At 51.0% G+C, this 15686-nt stretch carries 20 protein-coding genes; 4 read left to right on the top strand and 16 right to left on the bottom strand.

Annotated elements, in window-relative coordinates:
- Position 1 precedes the first annotated feature (1 nt).
- From M3650_RS05620 to M3650_RS05665, 10 genes are read right to left on the bottom strand one after another with little or no spacing between them, the layout of a single operon-like run.
- Entirely contained in the window at positions 2 to 631 is a 630-nt protein-coding gene (locus M3650_RS05620) for a hypothetical protein (RefSeq protein ID WP_251573095.1), read from the bottom strand.
- A complete protein-coding gene (locus M3650_RS05625) occupies positions 631 to 3183 on the bottom strand; it encodes a hypothetical protein (RefSeq protein ID WP_251573097.1) in 2553 nt (850 codons plus the stop codon). Before M3650_RS05625 ends, M3650_RS05620 begins: the two co-directional genes overlap by 1 nt.
- A complete protein-coding gene (locus tag M3650_RS05630) occupies positions 3183 to 3467 on the bottom strand; it encodes a ketopantoate hydroxymethyltransferase (protein ID WP_251573098.1) in 285 nt (94 codons plus the stop codon). The genes M3650_RS05625 and M3650_RS05630 overlap by 1 nt, the downstream gene beginning before the upstream one ends.
- Complete coding sequence (locus tag M3650_RS05635; protein ID WP_251573100.1) at positions 3464 to 4051, bottom strand: putative phage tail protein; 588 nt, start codon at positions 4049 to 4051, stop codon at positions 3464 to 3466. The genes M3650_RS05630 and M3650_RS05635 overlap by 4 nt, the downstream gene beginning before the upstream one ends.
- Entirely contained in the window at positions 4044 to 5144 is a 1101-nt protein-coding gene (locus M3650_RS05640; RefSeq protein WP_251573102.1) for a baseplate J/gp47 family protein, read from the bottom strand. The genes M3650_RS05635 and M3650_RS05640 overlap by 8 nt, the downstream gene beginning before the upstream one ends.
- Complete coding sequence (locus tag M3650_RS05645; protein WP_251573104.1) at positions 5137 to 5553, bottom strand: DUF2634 domain-containing protein; 417 nt, start codon at positions 5551 to 5553, stop codon at positions 5137 to 5139. The genes M3650_RS05640 and M3650_RS05645 overlap by 8 nt, the downstream gene beginning before the upstream one ends.
- Positions 5550 to 5852 carry a DUF2577 domain-containing protein gene (locus M3650_RS05650; protein WP_251573106.1) on the bottom strand — a complete coding sequence of 101 codons (303 nt, stop codon included), beginning with the start codon at positions 5850 to 5852 and terminating at the stop codon, positions 5550 to 5552. Before M3650_RS05650 ends, M3650_RS05645 begins: the two co-directional genes overlap by 4 nt.
- A gap of 3 nt (positions 5853 to 5855) precedes the next feature.
- A complete protein-coding gene (locus M3650_RS05655) occupies positions 5856 to 6821 on the bottom strand; it encodes an XkdQ/YqbQ family protein (RefSeq protein ID WP_251573108.1) in 966 nt (321 codons plus the stop codon).
- 37 nt (positions 6822 to 6858) lie between these two features.
- Positions 6859 to 7539 (bottom strand): LysM peptidoglycan-binding domain-containing protein, encoded by a 681-nt coding sequence (locus tag M3650_RS05660; protein WP_251573110.1) that lies wholly within the window; start codon positions 7537 to 7539, stop codon positions 6859 to 6861.
- Positions 7536 to 9509: a phage tail family protein gene (locus M3650_RS05665; RefSeq protein ID WP_251573112.1), complete on the bottom strand. Its 1974-nt coding sequence runs from the start codon at positions 9507 to 9509 to the stop codon at positions 7536 to 7538. The genes M3650_RS05660 and M3650_RS05665 overlap by 4 nt, the downstream gene beginning before the upstream one ends.
- 28 nt (positions 9510 to 9537) lie before the next feature.
- Between M3650_RS05665 and M3650_RS05670 the strand changes: the two genes are divergently transcribed.
- Positions 9538 to 9822 (top strand): hypothetical protein, encoded by a 285-nt coding sequence (locus M3650_RS05670; RefSeq protein WP_251573114.1) that lies wholly within the window; start codon positions 9538 to 9540, stop codon positions 9820 to 9822.
- Here the strand turns inward: M3650_RS05670 and M3650_RS05675 are convergent.
- The 6 genes from M3650_RS05675 to M3650_RS05700 all read right to left on the bottom strand — a co-directional run bounded on the left by M3650_RS05675 (position 9819) and on the right by M3650_RS05700 (position 13314).
- Positions 9819 to 10241 carry a phage tail assembly chaperone gene (locus M3650_RS05675; RefSeq protein WP_019421742.1) on the bottom strand — a complete coding sequence of 141 codons (423 nt, stop codon included), beginning with the start codon at positions 10239 to 10241 and terminating at the stop codon, positions 9819 to 9821. The genes M3650_RS05670 and M3650_RS05675 overlap by 4 nt on opposite strands.
- A gap of 32 nt (positions 10242 to 10273) precedes the next feature.
- Positions 10274 to 10735, bottom strand: coding sequence for a phage tail tube protein (locus M3650_RS05680; protein ID WP_019421741.1), 462 nt, complete (start codon positions 10733 to 10735; stop codon positions 10274 to 10276).
- Between the two features lies 1 nt (position 10736).
- On the bottom strand, positions 10737 to 12053 hold the full coding sequence (locus tag M3650_RS05685; RefSeq protein WP_251573116.1) for a phage tail sheath family protein: 1317 nt from the start codon (positions 12051 to 12053) through the stop codon (positions 10737 to 10739).
- Positions 12053 to 12256 carry a hypothetical protein gene (locus M3650_RS05690; RefSeq protein WP_251573119.1) on the bottom strand — a complete coding sequence of 68 codons (204 nt, stop codon included), beginning with the start codon at positions 12254 to 12256 and terminating at the stop codon, positions 12053 to 12055. Before M3650_RS05690 ends, M3650_RS05685 begins: the two co-directional genes overlap by 1 nt.
- Positions 12234 to 12671, bottom strand: coding sequence for a phage tail terminator family protein (locus M3650_RS05695; protein ID WP_251573121.1), 438 nt, complete (start codon positions 12669 to 12671; stop codon positions 12234 to 12236). The genes M3650_RS05690 and M3650_RS05695 overlap by 23 nt, the downstream gene beginning before the upstream one ends.
- 220 nt (positions 12672 to 12891) lie before the next feature.
- Entirely contained in the window at positions 12892 to 13314 is a 423-nt protein-coding gene (locus M3650_RS05700; RefSeq protein ID WP_251573124.1) for an ArpU family phage packaging/lysis transcriptional regulator, read from the bottom strand.
- A gap of 279 nt (positions 13315 to 13593) precedes the next feature.
- On the opposite strand from M3650_RS05700, the gene M3650_RS05705 reads away from it, so the two are divergent.
- The 3 genes from M3650_RS05705 (at position 13594) to M3650_RS05715 (ending at position 15613) form a co-directional block, all read left to right on the top strand.
- Positions 13594 to 14040, top strand: coding sequence for a helix-turn-helix domain-containing protein (locus M3650_RS05705; protein WP_019421736.1), 447 nt, complete (start codon positions 13594 to 13596; stop codon positions 14038 to 14040).
- Between the two features lie 21 nt (positions 14041 to 14061).
- The gene (locus tag M3650_RS05710; protein WP_251573126.1) at positions 14062 to 14496 is read left to right on the top strand and encodes an ImmA/IrrE family metallo-endopeptidase; all 435 of its coding nucleotides are present in this window, start codon (positions 14062 to 14064) and stop codon (positions 14494 to 14496) included.
- Positions 14497 to 14662: 166 nt separating this feature from the next.
- Positions 14663 to 15613, top strand: a complete 951-nt coding sequence (locus tag M3650_RS05715; protein ID WP_251573128.1) for a GDP-mannose 4,6-dehydratase — start codon at positions 14663 to 14665, stop codon at positions 15611 to 15613.
- Positions 15614 to 15686: the final 73 nt, after the last annotated feature.

The following is a 15686-nucleotide window of genomic DNA, read 5'->3' on the forward strand; positions in this document are numbered from 1 at the left end:
GTTATATCACTCCTTTTTCGGCTAGTTGAAATAGTAATGTTGCATGGTCTTGCGAAAGCTGCTCGTTCTTGGTATCCAGTTCGGCATTCTGAGCATGCAGCGCAGTTGTTTGTTCAGAATGTTGCTCGCTCTTCGCTTCAAGCTCGGCCACATGAAGCAACAGCTTGGCATTTTCCACCCGAAGCAAGTCGAGCTCGGATGGCACTGGCTTAGGCTGTAAAGCTTTGATCTCTTCTTGCGTCAGACCATTGCGCCAAAAAGAGTGGCCATCTACTAGCAGTGGCGGCTGCGGTTGCGAGTCCTCTCCTTCCGGATCGTACACGGCCATGACCGCGAGATATTCGGCATATTCTTCCTCGTAGTCCGACATGGTTTGTCTATATCCTTGGACGTCGAATGTCGGTTCATAGAGACCGTCAGGTAGCGGAACTGCGACGGTGTACCCAACAAGGACTGATCTTGGTTCGTCCGGCTGCTGATCGCCGTCCTTTCGCGGCATTTCTCGTGGCTCTTTTCCTTCTGGTTGAATCGGCTCCCGCCTATCAAAAACGCCCGTCTCGGATTCCGCAACGAGTTTTTGTTCATAGATGTATTTCCCGTCTGTATCTACGATATAGGCCATTTTATACATTATTTATTCACCGTCCAATCCCCTTCTAGTTCTACGCCATCAAAGCCGATAAAATACTGCGCATCTTTGTTAACGATCTTCACGGCGCCTGTGTTGGAAATGTACATGATTTGGCTTACTGTAGTGCTACCCGACCATGTAGCTACAAGCGGACGGTACGCAGGGGACCCTGAAAGTGTAACAGGAATCTGAAAAACGATTGTTTCTTTTGTTGCGGTACCATCTTGCAATATCCCCTTGAATAAGAGCTTCTTCCCTTTAAGGCGGAAGTAGCAAGGCGTTGATGCATATTGCTTCCAGCCGTTGAGCGGTGTAACTAAAATCCACCCTGTGTCCTCAACCGCATTTGCCTTCTGATTCTCTACCACCGATAGCCGCCGTTCCATGTCCCCCGTATGCTGCACCAAGTCCGATACAGTGCCGCGTAGGTTGGTCGCTAAGGAACTGCTGATAGGAGCCGCAATCGTTGGGTCTAGCATCGTGTATGTGACGCGGTAGACTGCATCTATTAGCCCAGGAATAGGGTTCTCGGCGTACTGGTAATACTCACCATTCCAAATGTTATCCTTAAAAGTCCAACCAAAATCTCTAGCTTGGTTACGATAAACGTCAAGGAGTCTGGTTGTTTTATATTTCAACCTGCCCCCAGATGCATTTATCGCATTAATGTAGTTAGTAACAGGAGTTGTCTTCTCCCGCAGCACAATACCGCTTCCTACCTCGACCATGTTTGATCCTTTGCACAGTGTCGCGCCAGTTTCGTAGTTTTTCACGGGTTCGATTGTTGGCTTGGTCTTCAGGTATTGCAGACGGTATGGTTGCCAAGTCCGACTTTTACTGTAATACGTCGTATTAGCTGTGCTTGGGATTGTGTTCGGCGTACCAGAACCTTTATAACCGCCTTTATAAATGTTACCGTCGTAACTTTGCAAAGGTGTCCACCCTTTATGCAATCCGTCTGTGCGGTTATAAGTCCCTATAGCTGTAGGATCAGCGCCCGAAGTGTCGTACATTTTCCACCCCAAGAAATACGCCTTAATCTCGTCTGCATCCGGTGTATAGTCTGGCCCCCATCCGCTGTCTATGTTGGAGATTGATATATAAAAGTTTCCGTTTACAGATACTGCTTGTAAGTCTGGCGTATCCCCTGTCGTACCAGCAGGAATATATTTTCCATCGTATTTAGATACGTGTCCACTTGCCGGAACTGCCTCAATAACGAGCCCCGTTACCTTTACTTGTTTCCCTCCCTGCGGTGTTGCATCCCCGATAGACCAATTAAGAGCACCGTCCAACGTAACCTTTTTCCACTTCTCCAGCACATACGGCAGCCCATCGTCTCCCATAAATAGCGTATCGGGATTGCTACCATCTACCGGATTAGCGGCTAGGTTGCATTCTGCTGCCCATATGCTGCGTTGTTGTGGCACGAACGGCTTCGGTTCGGTGCCGATGGTGAGCATCGGGTTTCTAAAAATATAAGTCCCTGCTCTTTCAGGCACAGATGTCCATACCCTCGTTTTAACCGCTCCTGAAGGAGCTTTAGCTGTAATGATGCCAGCATTAACATAGTCACTTGATTGAATGACCTCGCCTGCTGCATTGAGAAAGTCTAGGCCTATATCACCGCCGCCCTCTCGTTTGATAGAATACGTATAGATAGCCCCTTGAATGGTAGGGATGCTAACGTTGCTGTTGAGTCTCTTACCGTCATGATTAGGCACCCTTTGAACGTATGGAGCTTCAATTTCACCAGCTCCCCCTCCTGATTTCCTCCAATCATAAAAAAGCGGGCAAAAATTCGCCCCTGTAACTATGGCATAGGGATTGCGAACGTTTGTCATAGCGTCTAAGTAGGGAAATTCTTTAGTCACATCTTCCGAACTCATAGAGTTGATTCGAGCCACTTCTGAAGTAGGAATCTCATATACCCTGATTGCGTCAAATAGACCATACGAGTTAGGCGATGTACTTGAAATTGCCAAATGTACCGCAAACCGAGTGGCAGTAGTTGACAGGGTAAAAGCAGTATGAACAGGTTTAAGTCGGTCACCATTCACAACATCTGGAGTCACATGGAATTGAATCGAATTTTCACCGTTATATTCAAGAGCCTCCAATCTAACTACGCCGTACGATGCTCCGTTTTTTACATACCCGATCAAGACATAAGACTTTCCAGATGTAGTGTTTTCCACAAATAGAAATGCATTTCCGGAATCAAAGTTACTATCAAGTGCCACCTTCAGGCAGCTATCTCCTTGGACCTTTTCTGCATCATACTTCTCAATGATTATAGAATTAGTCTTCCATAGATTCGCGTTTTCACATGCTCCCGCATAACCTAAGAGATTATTTAACGTTCGGCCCTTAACACTCCCAAAATTAAACGGCGTATCATTCTCCACCTCAACCAATTGCACGCCGGGGGATAGCGTTAATGCTTCGTGCTCCGCCACATGCGCATCCTTCAGCCCCTGCTCGATGCGGTTCAAATCCTTTTCCGTCACCGTATCGTCGTACTTCCAATCCGTCTTTGCCTCGTATGGCATTATGCCACCTCCTTCACTGTAATCGGCTGCTTGATGATGGTATCGGATGTGAGCGGGATGTAGACGGCGTTCGACGTCAGCACCGCGCCGTCGGCGGCCCGCAGCTCAATCAGCGACACGCTGTCAACCGAACCAATAGGTATCATGTATTCCAGGTTCACGATGCTCTTGGATACTTTTTTCACCGTAAACTCCGTAATTTCGTAGGTTTTATTGAGCACCACCTTGGTGATGCGTGTGTTCACATGGCTTGCCAGCTCATTCAAAAGCGACGGTTCAATCATTTCATCTGCACCTCCGGTCCGCGCTCGGCGAACGGCGATCGCCCCAGCTTCCACGTCGTTGAAAGCCGTGTCGTCCGTTTCAGGTCCGAGCGGAATATGTTCTCTTGCACACCGACACCCGATAGGAGCGCCGTCTCCTGCTGATAGACAAGGTTCGCCGGCTTTACCGTCCGCACGGTGTGTCCCACCTCTTTAAATACAGCGGCATCCGTAATGTTAGCGACAATCCGCAGCAGGAAGGCTTCTGTATCCACGACGGCCCGCGCCTTGTCTTTGCCCAGCAAAAAATCAAGCTTCTCCTGCAAGTACCGCACGGTAAAGGGGGGCTTGGTCGTATAGCGGTTAATGATGCGTCTGCGCCGGAACTCCAGCGTCTCCGCGTCGCGATCCGGCAGGATGCTCAGCATCCGTTCCCGCCGCGCTATCGCCTCCTCGCTCGCCGTCATGACGAACTGATCGTCGAACAGCCTCTGGATTGCAGCCAATAGCTCCTCTTTCTCTTCATCCTGCGCTTCCATCAACAGAATCATTTCTTTAATGTCATGGTAAAGGTCAGGCAGCAGTCCGATTAATTTATCAGCCATTCAAGGTCACCGTCCCCATCACCGGGATCTCCTCGGCATTCAACTCAACATTGGAAGCCGCACCATTCAGCTTGGTGTCGGCAATGTCCGCAATCCCTTTAATGGTCAAAATTCGCGCTTCCAGTTGGCTGATGCGTACGATTGTTCTCTCCTCCTCTTTCCATGCCGTCCGCAGCGTCAGCAAATAATCGGCAATGACCTTCTCCACGTCGGACTTCACTTGCGGAACGGCAACTCCGGCATCGAGCGTAAGCGTCGTCGACACATTGATGCCGACGGAGGCAGCGCTTTTAATCGTAACTGCGTGACCGATAGGGGCAAATCCCAGTCCTTTGCCTTGATTCACTTCCGGATCGATCAGAGTCTGAACCTCCTTCACCAACTCAGCGGACGGGGAGTCAAAGCTGCCCGAAATGATGGTGCACTTTACAGTGCCTCCGCCTTTCCATACCGGAAATATTTTCACGCCGCCGACGCCGGTAATGGAGGTTACCTTTTTCTTATAATCGGCCACATTCCCCCCAAATGGCTGCTCATTCACAGCCTCGAAGAAACGACGCCGGAGTGATTCATCCGATTCCTCGTCTTCTCCTGGTGCGATTACATCCGCAAGCTCGGCCCTTGCCAGCCCATCAACGTAATCCACCGGCATCAGTGATCCGTAATATTCGTTCCCTTTCGAGCCTTTCGCTTCACTTTCGAGGACGAACACCCCCGCCGTCAACCGCTCGATGACTACATAATTCAGGGCTGCCGTAGAAAAGCGAGAACGCAAAGGGACATCAAACGGTTCGCCCGCGGCATCATAAAACAGCCCTTTCCGCCGTGCCGCAGTCGCTTGCTTCCGTTTCACCCCGTATTCAGCCGTCCGCCGCTCCAAGTATACACCGCTCGACGTATCTGCATAAGAAAGCTCATTCTGCACATGCAGCTCCGTATAAGCCTGTGCAAGTTCAACGGCAATAGGAGCAAGCGCATCGTAAATAATGCTGCCTTCCCGCTTGTCTACATCGCCCGGAACGCGTTCCAGCATGCGCTCCATAATGTCCTCAAGACGGGGCACCGCCCATGCTCCTTGTTCCAAATCAGCCATTCATCTTCACCTCCTTCGACATTTGCAGCTTGCCTAAATTCGTCTCAACCGTAAACCGCACGTGCAGCGAATCCCCCTTTTGCTCAAAGGCGAACTCGTTCACCCGCAATACACGGTCATCCTGCATCAGCGCTTCGGTAATGGTGCGTTGCAATTCGGATTGCACGAAGCCAAGGCTGTACCCAATATGCGCCCGCAGTTCCGAACCATAATCAGGGCTGTAAATAAGATGCGCAAACCGCTCCGTCAGCAGTATCTTCAATACCGCCTGCCTCAACGCTTCCAATCCATCCGTCATGCCAGCAATACGCCCTGATTCCGTATCCAAACGATAGGTTCTGGTAGGCTGCTCCGCATAGTCCAGCACCATCGAAGCAGCCTCTGAGCCCGTACTGTATTTCGGAATCATGCTTTCACCACCCTATCGAGCGCGACATAGCTCTGTCCGCCCTGCATGCGTGCCAGCAGCAGACGGTCGCCGGCGCGCAGTCCTTGACGGACTGCAATCTCCTCCGTGCCAACGCGCACCTTATATTCCTGAAGCTGTTCCGTTATGACAAGGGCGGACGCAGGAACCGTAAATCGCTGATCAATCTGCACCTGCAGTGGCGATGCGCTCAGAACCTCGCCGTACAGAAGCGCGACCGGACTCGCAGCCTCCACGGCGCCCGCACCTGCTTTTTTAATAATGTCCAGCATCATTTTCATGTTCTATATCACCTTCAACGTTAATGACATCTTATGCCCTGACCCGCTCCATTCCTGAGAGCATTCGTCAACCAGCATGTACTGCTCCATGTCTTGTTCCGGCGCAAAAATAGGGATGTACATTCCAGCCCGAATGTGCACATCCCCTACAGCGTTTACTTTCATCGTTTTTTTCTCACGGTTGTACAGCTTCATCAACGCTTCCAAACGCTCCTGCATTTGAGCTTTGTTTAGATTTTCGTCGATTTTTTTATACAGCTGCAGTTGGCCCCATTTCGCGATATTTTTGCTGTCCTGCATAATATATACCTCGCGCTTGCCTGTAGCTTCGTTATCCCGGAACAGCTTTACGCGGTTATACGTTTCGTCATCGATGCTTGCCTTATAGGATATGCCTGTCATCTGGCTGCCCTCGCCCACGATGCGGTCCGTCGTCCAGCTTTTGGCGTCGCGCAGTGTCAGCTTCCCGAAATCGTCATACAGCACAAATATGTTCTTCGTCGCGATCAGCGTCATGTCAAGCGAGCGGAGAATGATATCCAGCAGCTTCTTATTGTCCTGAAGCAGGCTCGGGATTTTATGCTTCGTGTCGGCAAGTTCACCAACCTCGAGTTGACAAGCTTTGGCGATTCGCTGAATCACCTCCGTCGCGGTCACGTTCTCAAGCACGTACGTATCGTTCGTCAGCAAATAGCGGATTTGGTCAAATGCGGTCAGTTTTACTTTATCGCTCTCGTCCGTTTCCACGCTGAATACATACCCGTAAAAGATAGCCGCCCCATCCGCCCACACGCGCACGATGTCGCCATTGTTAATGGTAAATGAACTATCCTGAAACAGCGCTCCCTTGATATACGAAATCGACATGCTCGCCGGCTTGCCTGAGCGAGACGTCGACCACGACATATCGGTAATCAGCTGAGACATATCCCACAGGGTGCCGTTGCGGTTATCGATATGCACCTCCATCCTGTCCGTCACCTCCTAAAGTACCCGTAGATACCCTTCACTTTTTGGGAATGCGCAAAACGCGTCCCGGCTCCAGCTCGTTCATCATTTCATCGTTCCGTATCCCGTTCAGCCTTTGAATTTCAATAAGCTTGCTCTCATCGTTGCAGAGGCTTTTGGCTATGCTCCACAGCTTGTCTCCCGCCTGAACTGTGTATTCGGTAGGTCCTTGTCGTTCATCAGCGCGTGCTTGCGGCGCTTTTTGCACCTTGACTTCCGCTTTGCCATTACCTACAACCTTCACCTTCTGCGCAGAATAGAACTTGTATTGCTTCAGCGACAGATCATACTCAAGATCGCCTACACTGCCTGCTGCCTCTCGCCAGGTGAACTTCTCAATCGCCATCGCCAGATTCATCTGATAAGTCGGGGTCGTCAATACGAAGCGGATTGGCCGCTTGCTCTCCATCCAACTGCGGATCTGGATAACATAGTCGCTCGGAGGAAGCAGCTTGTCCGGCGGGACATGCACGTAAGGTGCGGGGCTTATAGGAAAAATACTGCTGAACTGAATCGCCGCCGGCTTCGGCGTCTCGATGGCATTCACTTCTCCGAGGCCAATGATATCGAACGACTGCAGATTCCCCGCTTCGCTGATATCAAGCTGCGCCGGGTTGACCGGCAATTCGATCACCTGCTCCTGATTGTTGAAGCTCAAGTACATATGGTAGCCGCTCATCCGTACACTCCTTCCGCCGTCATCACAAATTCTTCCTCCAGCTTCTGCTCGATGCGGTTAATGAGCGTATCCATATCGAAGCCTTGATGAATGTCGCCCGTGCTGACCTGCACCGTCGGCGTCAGCGTTACGAAATTCTGAATGCTGTCCATTTCCGCCAAGTCGCGCATCATCATCAGATTCTCAACCGAGATGTCTACCTCGCCGCCGATAGCCCCTACTTTTCCAACCTCGCCTACTTTCGGAATTTCCGCAGCTCCACCATTCCACGGGTCCACTTTACCTCCAGGCGCAAGCCCCGACGTGTCCGGAATCAATTTCTTAGTGAAGTCGAGATTGTCTTGAACAAGCTTTTGCCCGCTGAGGAAAGCATCCGTCAGATTTGTTTGATCCATACGGTACTTCGATAAATCCAATACATCTTTATCACTCTCAGGTTTCTCAAGCAAAATTTGATCGGAACTCCATTTACCAATCAATTCAAATTTAGAGCCTGTTAAATCATTGACCTTCTCAATAATCCAATTAAAGGCATCCGCGAACGAGTTAATTAGATTTCCTATATAATCGGATACCGTTTTAACTAGATCATAAATTAGTTTTTCGCATGCATAAGCTGGATCGATTAATAAATTACCAAAGAATTCAGCAAAGGAAATCAGCAAATTCCACGCATGGGCAACAGAATTGCTGATAAACGCAAAAAGTACAGCAAAGATTCCAACGACGGCGCCGACAACGGTTCCCGTTGATATTCCAAATTCATTCAGTACACTCATGATAAGGACGAGCGCGCCAATGATGGCAAATAACGGCCAAGCGGCTATCACCCATTGGACAAGCCACGCTACCGCCATTGCTGCAGCAATGGCGCCAAGGACAATCAGTGTGTTCTGAACAAGATTCCAATTCTCGACGAGAAAGTCCACAACGGTAGCCGTTGCACCCGCCAGCATGGTCAACCCCGCTTGTATGCCTGCAAAAAATGGGTCGAACTTTCCTTCTTGAAATGCCAGATTGATGATGTCCAGCACCGGAGCGAACACTTGTATCGCAGTCTCGCCGGCCGCCGCCAACAAGCCATTGAACCGGTTTACCGCCGCTTCCCATTTTTGAATCGGGCTGTCCATCAACAACTCCAGCGACGCTTTGCTCATGTTCGCCTTCGTCATTAACGCATCGAAAGTTTGCAGAAAGCCATTCAAATCGCCGCTTTTGGAGAATGACTCCAATTTTTTTTGTTCTGCGGCGCTTGCCGGCATTTGGAGCTTCTGCAGCAAGCCTTCGCTCTTACCGTAATAAGCATCCTTCATCAAGCCTGCTGTCGCTGTCGGGTCACCGCCTTGTGGTTGAAAGGCTGATAAACGCTGCACCATTTCATTCATGCGGAGCACATCACTCGTATTTTTCGATACCGAGGTTAATGCAAGACCAGATTGCAATGATTTCGCTACATCCTTGCCATTCATCAGGGCCTGTCCCCGCAGCGCTTCGAAGACTGGCGAGCCTTTCTGAGCAGTTCCATATCGGGCATTGAAGCGCGCTCGCATATCTTCTGATTCGGCGGCTCCCTTCACGGCATTGACACCTATCGTTTTCCATATGCCCAGCATTTTTGTGCCCAATTCGCTGTAACTTTTACTAATGCTCTCTCGGAGACCTTTAAATATTTCAGCAATGTTGTCCCGCATTTTTGCGTGAATTTTCCCACCATGCGAAATGCCCTTGCCATTGTCATTATCAGCAGGCGAAGGCTGGCGTAAAGGCGCTTCGGCTTTCAACGTTCGGAGGTATACAGAAACCGCCAATTGATTCATGGCATCAACCGTTTTTCGCCACGTGTTCTTTGCGAGCTCCATCGTTTGTTCCAGTTCTTTCTTTATTCTCGTATCTCCTCGGCCAAAAGCGGCCGTAAACGATTGCATAGACAGGACCGGAGCCGTAAACGCCAACGTTGCTTGTGCATTCATGTTCACTTCCCTCCTTCTGTCCGCAAAGATGAAGAGAGCGGTTCCCCATTTGCACCTAAAGCCTCATTCGATAGCTGGTACGCGCCAATTGTGGAACCGCCGCTCTGTCTCCTGCGGTTCGTCCATCGTGTTCTTACCGCTTCTTGCGCATGCTGCGCTGCGCCTTGCGCTCCTCTTCCACGCGGATGTCAATCATCGCGTAGACGGCGGCGCGTTCGCGCGCCGGGAGCGCCAGCAGCTCATGCGGCAAGATGCGAAGCTTATGGAGGGCGTAGTAGGCATAGTTCGCCTCGCCGTCGCCCTCCCGGATTAGTTTTTTACTTCATTGGCGAGGTCGTTCATGTCCTGGTTGAAGCCGTTCAGCGTCTGCACCTGCTGCAGCAGCGCCGTGTATTCTCCGGGCAGCAGCATTTTGCGCAAGAGCGCTTCCGCGCCCATAACGCCATACGACTGCTGCAGCTCCGAATTCTTCAAGTCAGGATAGACGACGCTCGCCACAATCAACTTCGCTGTATACTCGTTGAAGTCAATTTCTGGCGTAACCACACCGCCTTTGCCCTTGACCTGCTTCGTTGCGGCCTTGCGGCATTGCTCATTCTCCACTTCGCTCATGCTGCGCAGCGTCCAAGGAACCGGCTCTCCCTCTTCATTTTTGAACCGGCTCGATACGACAAACGGCATTTCCGTGTTCGCTTCGGCGTGTTGGGCAAAGAAATAGCTTAATGTGCTCATGTTTCGCTCTCCTCATCTTTTGTTATTTTTAATTACATGGAAGGATTAGAAAAGTTATTTAAAATGTCGACATCGTCAAATGTAAATTCCACTTCTTCCTCCAGCACGTCACTCTCCGTATCGAGCTTCGCCATGACGACGCTGTTCAGATTTACATTTTTCAACGTAACCGTCTGTGCTCCGATAGAAGAGGTTGGATCCTCATTCGTCACCTGAATCGTGAAGTTCGTGTCTTTGCCACTCTTAATATATTCCAGCATCATCTGGCGGAACAGCGGTGTCATATAATAGATGGTCATGCTGCCTGTTCCTGACCAGCCTGCTGTCTTGTGCTGCGTAGCACGGCTGCCCAGCGTCTTAATCTCCGCCTTCTGCTTCTCGATCTTTGCTTCCAGCGTCTTGATATAGAACATTTCTTCGTTCTTGCCGTTGATTTGCGCAAATGCGCTGCCCTCGCGACCGGAAATCGTATCTTTTGCTTGTAAGAAACCCATCTTACTTCACCTTCACTTTCATATAAATTTTCTCTACTGCGTCCACTGGCTGCACCGTCAATTGAATGGCGATGCTGTCCGAAGCTTCGCCTTGCACAACCAGCACGTCCGTCTGCGCGTCAAAAGGCTGAATGGCATTCAAACGCTGCAGTTGATCCAAATAAGCAATGCACTCCGCGCGGAACAATTGGCGTCCTTCTTCGTTGTTGTTCGTTTTTCCAACATATGTCGTTTCGAAAATACGCTTCAAATCGTTTGCAATGCCGTCCAAGACACGAATGACACGGTTTTTGGAGAACGGCTGCCCTTTATCCGGCGAATAAGAAGTCAAGCTGTTGATATCCTGTTCCACTACCGCGCGTCCGAGCTGATGAACAAACACGAACTCGCCCTTGCGCAGCGCATCTTCCACTTGGCTGTTCGTCATGCGGATATCGGCATCAACCGCATCCTCGTATGCGCTATACGTCAGCGACTCGTTCATTGCCGCCGCTGCCGTCGCCGCTGCGACCCATGCGGTTGCCTGCGCCGCGTTCAGGACGGTGCCGTCCGCGAGCTTGACTCCATTTTTGACGCTAATGACACCTTCGTTGTCTGCCGTCGGATACTGAGCCATAACCGCCTGCACCTTCTTGCCCTCGTCTTCGCGCATTCGCTTCACAAATGCCGCATATACGGAACATAACGCCGCGTCTGATGAAGTTAGCGCGACCGTATGGAAATCATGGACGGCAATCGCGTCGAGGAAGGACATATGCTCCGCATTCGTCACGCTGCCATCATCGCCTCCGGTGAGCGGAAGTCCCGCAATCGCCTCAATCGCTCCCGCGCCTTCGAATTCCACCCAAGCACTCGCCGTCAATTGTTCGGCTTGCGTGACAGTCTGGCTGTCCACCGTACGTCCGCCAACTTTCGTAATGACGTCCACCTTCGTATCGTCGTTCACGTTCGGCTGCACCACAAGCTGAATATCGTTGCCGCGCGCGCCGCCGTAACGAGCCTTCACCTTCAGCTCTTTATGAGCGGCTGCCGCCTTGGCCCCTTCATTCAAACGGTACAACAGCACCGTCTTCGCCCGCTTGAACGCTTCACGCACAAGCAGCGCCGGCTTGTCCGTTAGCTCGTAGCCGATCTGTTCGAATACCGGCTCCCCCGCATGCAATTCCAACACTTGCTTTGCCGGTCCCCAGCTCAGCTTCAACGGCAGCGCCACAACGCCCCGTTCTCCAATCGCTCCTGTAGGAGCGGCATCCGCTTGAAAGCGCACATATACGCCCGGTCTTACCTTGTTCTGAGTCATCCATGTTCCTCCAGCCATCACTTTACCTCCTGAATTAGAAAATGTTGTAGCAGCGCATACACTTGCGCCTTCGTGTACTGTTCGTTCTCTTGCAAGAGCGCGTGCAGCATGTCCCGTTCGCACGCGTTCCATTCCTTCGCTTCCAGCCACTGTCCCTTCGCATAAGCGATGTCCGGGGCAGCGGACTGCGTCTTACGATCATGCATCTCGCGGTTCTGCATTTCGAATGCGTCCCTCCTGCTTCATCGAATTCATCTTGCTCGCATCTTCCCGCGAGCGCGTCAGCCTGAGTTCATACTGAACCTGAAACCGCAACGTTCGCTCCACGATCTCATGCTTCCAGCTCGTTCCCCGGCATAAGCTCCCGTACACCTCAATAAGCTCCAGCACTTCGTACAGCGCATCAGCCGCATCATGGACGGAAGCATCCAGAACGGCGGGATAATAATGAACTTCGACCGCTGCCTGCGCCAAGTAACGGCGTTCACCGACACGTTCTCGTTCGCCCCGCACGAGCTTGACGACAAAGCACGGCGCTGCCTCATCCATCCGCTCCTCCGCCTCCAGCACAGGGATGTCCGGGAAGCGTTCCCGCACCCGTCTCATCACTCCTTGCCGAATATCGTAGCTCCGCAAGCCTTCACCTCCTGTTCGCATACGCAAAAAAACCGTCCAGCAGCTTAGCCGCTAACGGTCTTCTATTGCAAGGCTGCCCTGCCATATGCCCACAACCTCACACTATCATATTAGCACGGTGCCCCGTCCAACGGCGTGCCATCATCCGGCCATCAAAGGGACACGCATCGAACTGGCCCAACTGAAGTATGTATTCGGAAAGCCTGGTTCCACATTTCCGTCAATCCTCAAATACTTCAAGCCCAAGCATGAAGGCCAGCTCCATTACGGCCCGTGCTTTAATGCGGCGGAACGTGCGCTCGCTGACATTCAGCTCATGGCATAATAAGTAATCCGGCTTGTGCGCGTATGGATTCAGATAGCAGCATTCAATGACTTCTTTTTCCGCTTCACCAAGGTGCGCGACCGCCTTCATCACATTGTCATGCACCGACTTCATGTAAGCTTCCTTGTCCACATTATGTACAGCAACCGCCTCAACAGGCTTGCCCACCTGGTTCGTCGCTCCATGGAACTTCGGTTCATAAGCGGACGTCATTCTCATTTCCCGCCGCACGACTCCCGCGCGTTTGTACAAGCATGCCAAGGATAATTGTTGCTCCACCTGTTTTCGCGTCGCCGTCCGATTTACTGTTGCCAACATCGCCATCACTCCTTCATTATTTCGTTTATAATACCAACACAAAGCTAAAATTGTTACTTTAAACAACCATATAAGTGCTAGGAATGTTTCTCTTTTGCTCGGAAAAGCACTTGAGTTATTGTAAACAACTATATACAATAGACGTTGTTCATTATAAACAACTTGCGAATCATGTTGCGAACATTTGTTCCTATATGATATACTGCAAGCATACCATGCTCATAAAATGAACGTCAATCCTGAATTTATGAACATATGCGAAAAATAAGGGTGATAACGATGTCAGAGACGAACAAAGAACGTGTAGGTTCTCGCATTAAAGAAATGAGGCTCAAGCAAGGCTTATCTCAAGACGATGTTGCGCACGAGCTTGGCATGAAGCGGGCCAACGTAGCCAATTATGAGGCGGGGCGCACGACGCCACCAAGCGACATCATCGGGCGGATCGCCGATCTGCTGCACACGTCAAGCGACTATCTGCTCGGCCGCATCGATAATCCGATGCCTTTGACCGTCAGTCCGCATGAATCCATACCGGAGTGGGCCACGTGGAAGGATAAGCGCGATTTCCGGAAATTGCTTGAAGAAGATGCGGAGATTATGTTCGATGGCGTCCCGATCGAAGAGGACGACCGCGAGCGGGTCATTCAGGTGCTGGAGGCCCTGTTCTGGGATGCGAAAAAGAGAAATAAGCGCAAGCTGAATCGAACGCAACATACCGACTAACTTATCCGCGAGGTGCATCTCATGGATGTAGAGAAGATTGTACGATCGTTAATTCGAAAATATAAGACGAACTGCCCTTTTCAGCTTGCACAGCACGTTAACATTCAAGTTCAGCTGACGCAGCTTGGCAACTCGACGCGCGGCTTCTATTTCCGCAAGCTTCGCCGCCGCTATATTGTCATTAATTCAGATTTACCGTTTGAATGGCAGCGCTTTGTGTGCGCGCACGAGCTCGCTCATGACCGGCTCCATAAGGGAGTCGGCCACTTTTTTATCGAGCGGCATACCTTGTTTCAAGTTGGCAAATTCGAACGGCAGGCCAATCAATTTGCGCTGCAGCTTCTGCTAGCGGACCAAGAATGCATGGCTGGCGAGACGCGGGAAGTGTACTGCGCGCGCAATGGCATTCCGCCGGAAATGGCAAAGTTTCTTCCAATCGAATACGATCGAGAATAAGCGCGGGATGCGAAGGTATGGATCATACTTCGTATCCCGTTTTTTCCCCTTTAATGCAATGTGGATCTGCACAGATGCCGTCACCCTTTCCTGCCTACTCCACATAGTATAGGGTAAAGCCGAAGTATGGGTGTATGCTATCAATCAGAGAGGTGAGACCATTTACATGAAGGCGCTTGTCACCGGGATCTCCGGATTCGTCGGAAGTCATATGGCGGAATACTTGCTTGATAATAACGTGGAGGTCATCGGCACGATTCGCAATCGCAGCCGGATGGAGCATATTCTCCATATTCAAGATCAGGTTCACCTTGTGGAGTGCGAGCTGCGCGATCCTTTCTCCGTCGAATCGCTCTTGACGCAGGAGCGTCCCGATCTTATTTTTCATTTGGCCGCGCAAAGCTTCGTCCCTACGTCATGGAACTCTCCTGTCGACACCATCCACAACAATGTGGCCGGACAGTTAAATATTTTTGAAGCGGTGCGACGGCTGGATCTGGATTGCCGCATTCAAATCGCCTGTTCCAGTGAAGAATACGGCCATGTCGAGCCGGACGAAACGCCGATTCGGGAAGAAAATCCACTGCGCCCGTTAAGCCCCTACGCGGTGAGTAAAGCGGCACAGGACTACCTCGGTTACCAATATTTCAAAAGCTATGGCCTGCATGTCATCCGCACCCGGACCTTTAACCACACCGGGCCGCGCCGCGGGGAGCAATTCGTCACGTCCAACTTCGCCAAGCAGATTGCTGAAATCGAAAAAGGCATCCGCCCTTCGAAAGTATCGGTCGGCAACTTGAATGCGAAGCGCGACTTCACCGATGTGCGCGATGTCGTTCGGGCTTATTGGCTCGCTCTGGAGCATGGCGAAGCGGGAGACTGCTACAATATTGCATCGGGCTCCTGTGTCACAATCCGTGAAATGCTCGACATGCTGCTCTCCATGAGCACCGTCTCGATTGACATCGTACCAGACCCAAGCCGCATGCGTCCTTCGGATGTTGAAATATTGCTCGGCGACATGACCAAATTCTCGAATCAAACGGGCTGGAAGCCGGAGATTCCATTTGAGCAGACATTGCGAGATTTGCTGAACTACTGGCGCGAGCGTGTATAATCTTCTATCGCATGAGCGCATTCGTAAATAACGCGAAGAACCGCCTTCTAGTTACAGAAAGGCGGTTCTTTAT

The organism is Paenibacillus sp. MER TA 81-3, from assembly GCF_023713585.1.
Lineage (GTDB): Bacteria > Bacillota > Bacilli > Paenibacillales > Paenibacillaceae > Paenibacillus_B > Paenibacillus_B profundus.

Coding starts and splice junctions, on each gene's coding strand:
- M3650_RS05635 (WP_251573100.1), bottom strand. CDS start 4,051: ATGGCTGATAAATTAATCGGACTGCTGCCTGACCTTTACCATGACATT.
- M3650_RS05660 (WP_251573110.1), bottom strand. CDS start 7,539: ATGAGCGGCTACCATATGTACTTGAGCTTCAACAATCAGGAGCAGGTG.
- M3650_RS05650 (WP_251573106.1), bottom strand. CDS start 5,852: ATGAAAATGATGCTGGACATTATTAAAAAAGCAGGTGCGGGCGCCGTG.
- M3650_RS05640 (WP_251573102.1), bottom strand. CDS start 5,144: ATGGCTGATTTGGAACAAGGAGCATGGGCGGTGCCCCGTCTTGAGGAC.
- M3650_RS05670 (WP_251573114.1), top strand. CDS start 9,538: ATGAAGAGAGCGGTTCCCCATTTGCACCTAAAGCCTCATTCGATAGCT.
- M3650_RS05675 (WP_019421742.1), bottom strand. CDS start 10,241: ATGAGCACATTAAGCTATTTCTTTGCCCAACACGCCGAAGCGAACACG.
- M3650_RS05665 (WP_251573112.1), bottom strand. CDS start 9,509: ATGAATGCACAAGCAACGTTGGCGTTTACGGCTCCGGTCCTGTCTATG.
- M3650_RS05645 (WP_251573104.1), bottom strand. CDS start 5,553: ATGATTCCGAAATACAGTACGGGCTCAGAGGCTGCTTCGATGGTGCTG.
- M3650_RS05700 (WP_251573124.1), bottom strand. CDS start 13,314: ATGTTGGCAACAGTAAATCGGACGGCGACGCGAAAACAGGTGGAGCAA.
- M3650_RS05710 (WP_251573126.1), top strand. CDS start 14,062: ATGGATGTAGAGAAGATTGTACGATCGTTAATTCGAAAATATAAGACG.
- M3650_RS05690 (WP_251573119.1), bottom strand. CDS start 12,256: ATGCAGAACCGCGAGATGCATGATCGTAAGACGCAGTCCGCTGCCCCG.
- M3650_RS05625 (WP_251573097.1), bottom strand. CDS start 3,183: ATGCCATACGAGGCAAAGACGGATTGGAAGTACGACGATACGGTGACG.
- M3650_RS05705 (WP_019421736.1), top strand. CDS start 13,594: ATGTCAGAGACGAACAAAGAACGTGTAGGTTCTCGCATTAAAGAAATG.
- M3650_RS05715 (WP_251573128.1), top strand. CDS start 14,663: ATGAAGGCGCTTGTCACCGGGATCTCCGGATTCGTCGGAAGTCATATG.
- M3650_RS05620 (WP_251573095.1), bottom strand. CDS start 631: ATGTATAAAATGGCCTATATCGTAGATACAGACGGGAAATACATCTAT.
- M3650_RS05685 (WP_251573116.1), bottom strand. CDS start 12,053: ATGGCTGGAGGAACATGGATGACTCAGAACAAGGTAAGACCGGGCGTA.
- M3650_RS05655 (WP_251573108.1), bottom strand. CDS start 6,821: ATGGAGGTGCATATCGATAACCGCAACGGCACCCTGTGGGATATGTCT.
- M3650_RS05630 (WP_251573098.1), bottom strand. CDS start 3,467: ATGATTGAACCGTCGCTTTTGAATGAGCTGGCAAGCCATGTGAACACA.
- M3650_RS05680 (WP_019421741.1), bottom strand. CDS start 10,735: ATGGGTTTCTTACAAGCAAAAGATACGATTTCCGGTCGCGAGGGCAGC.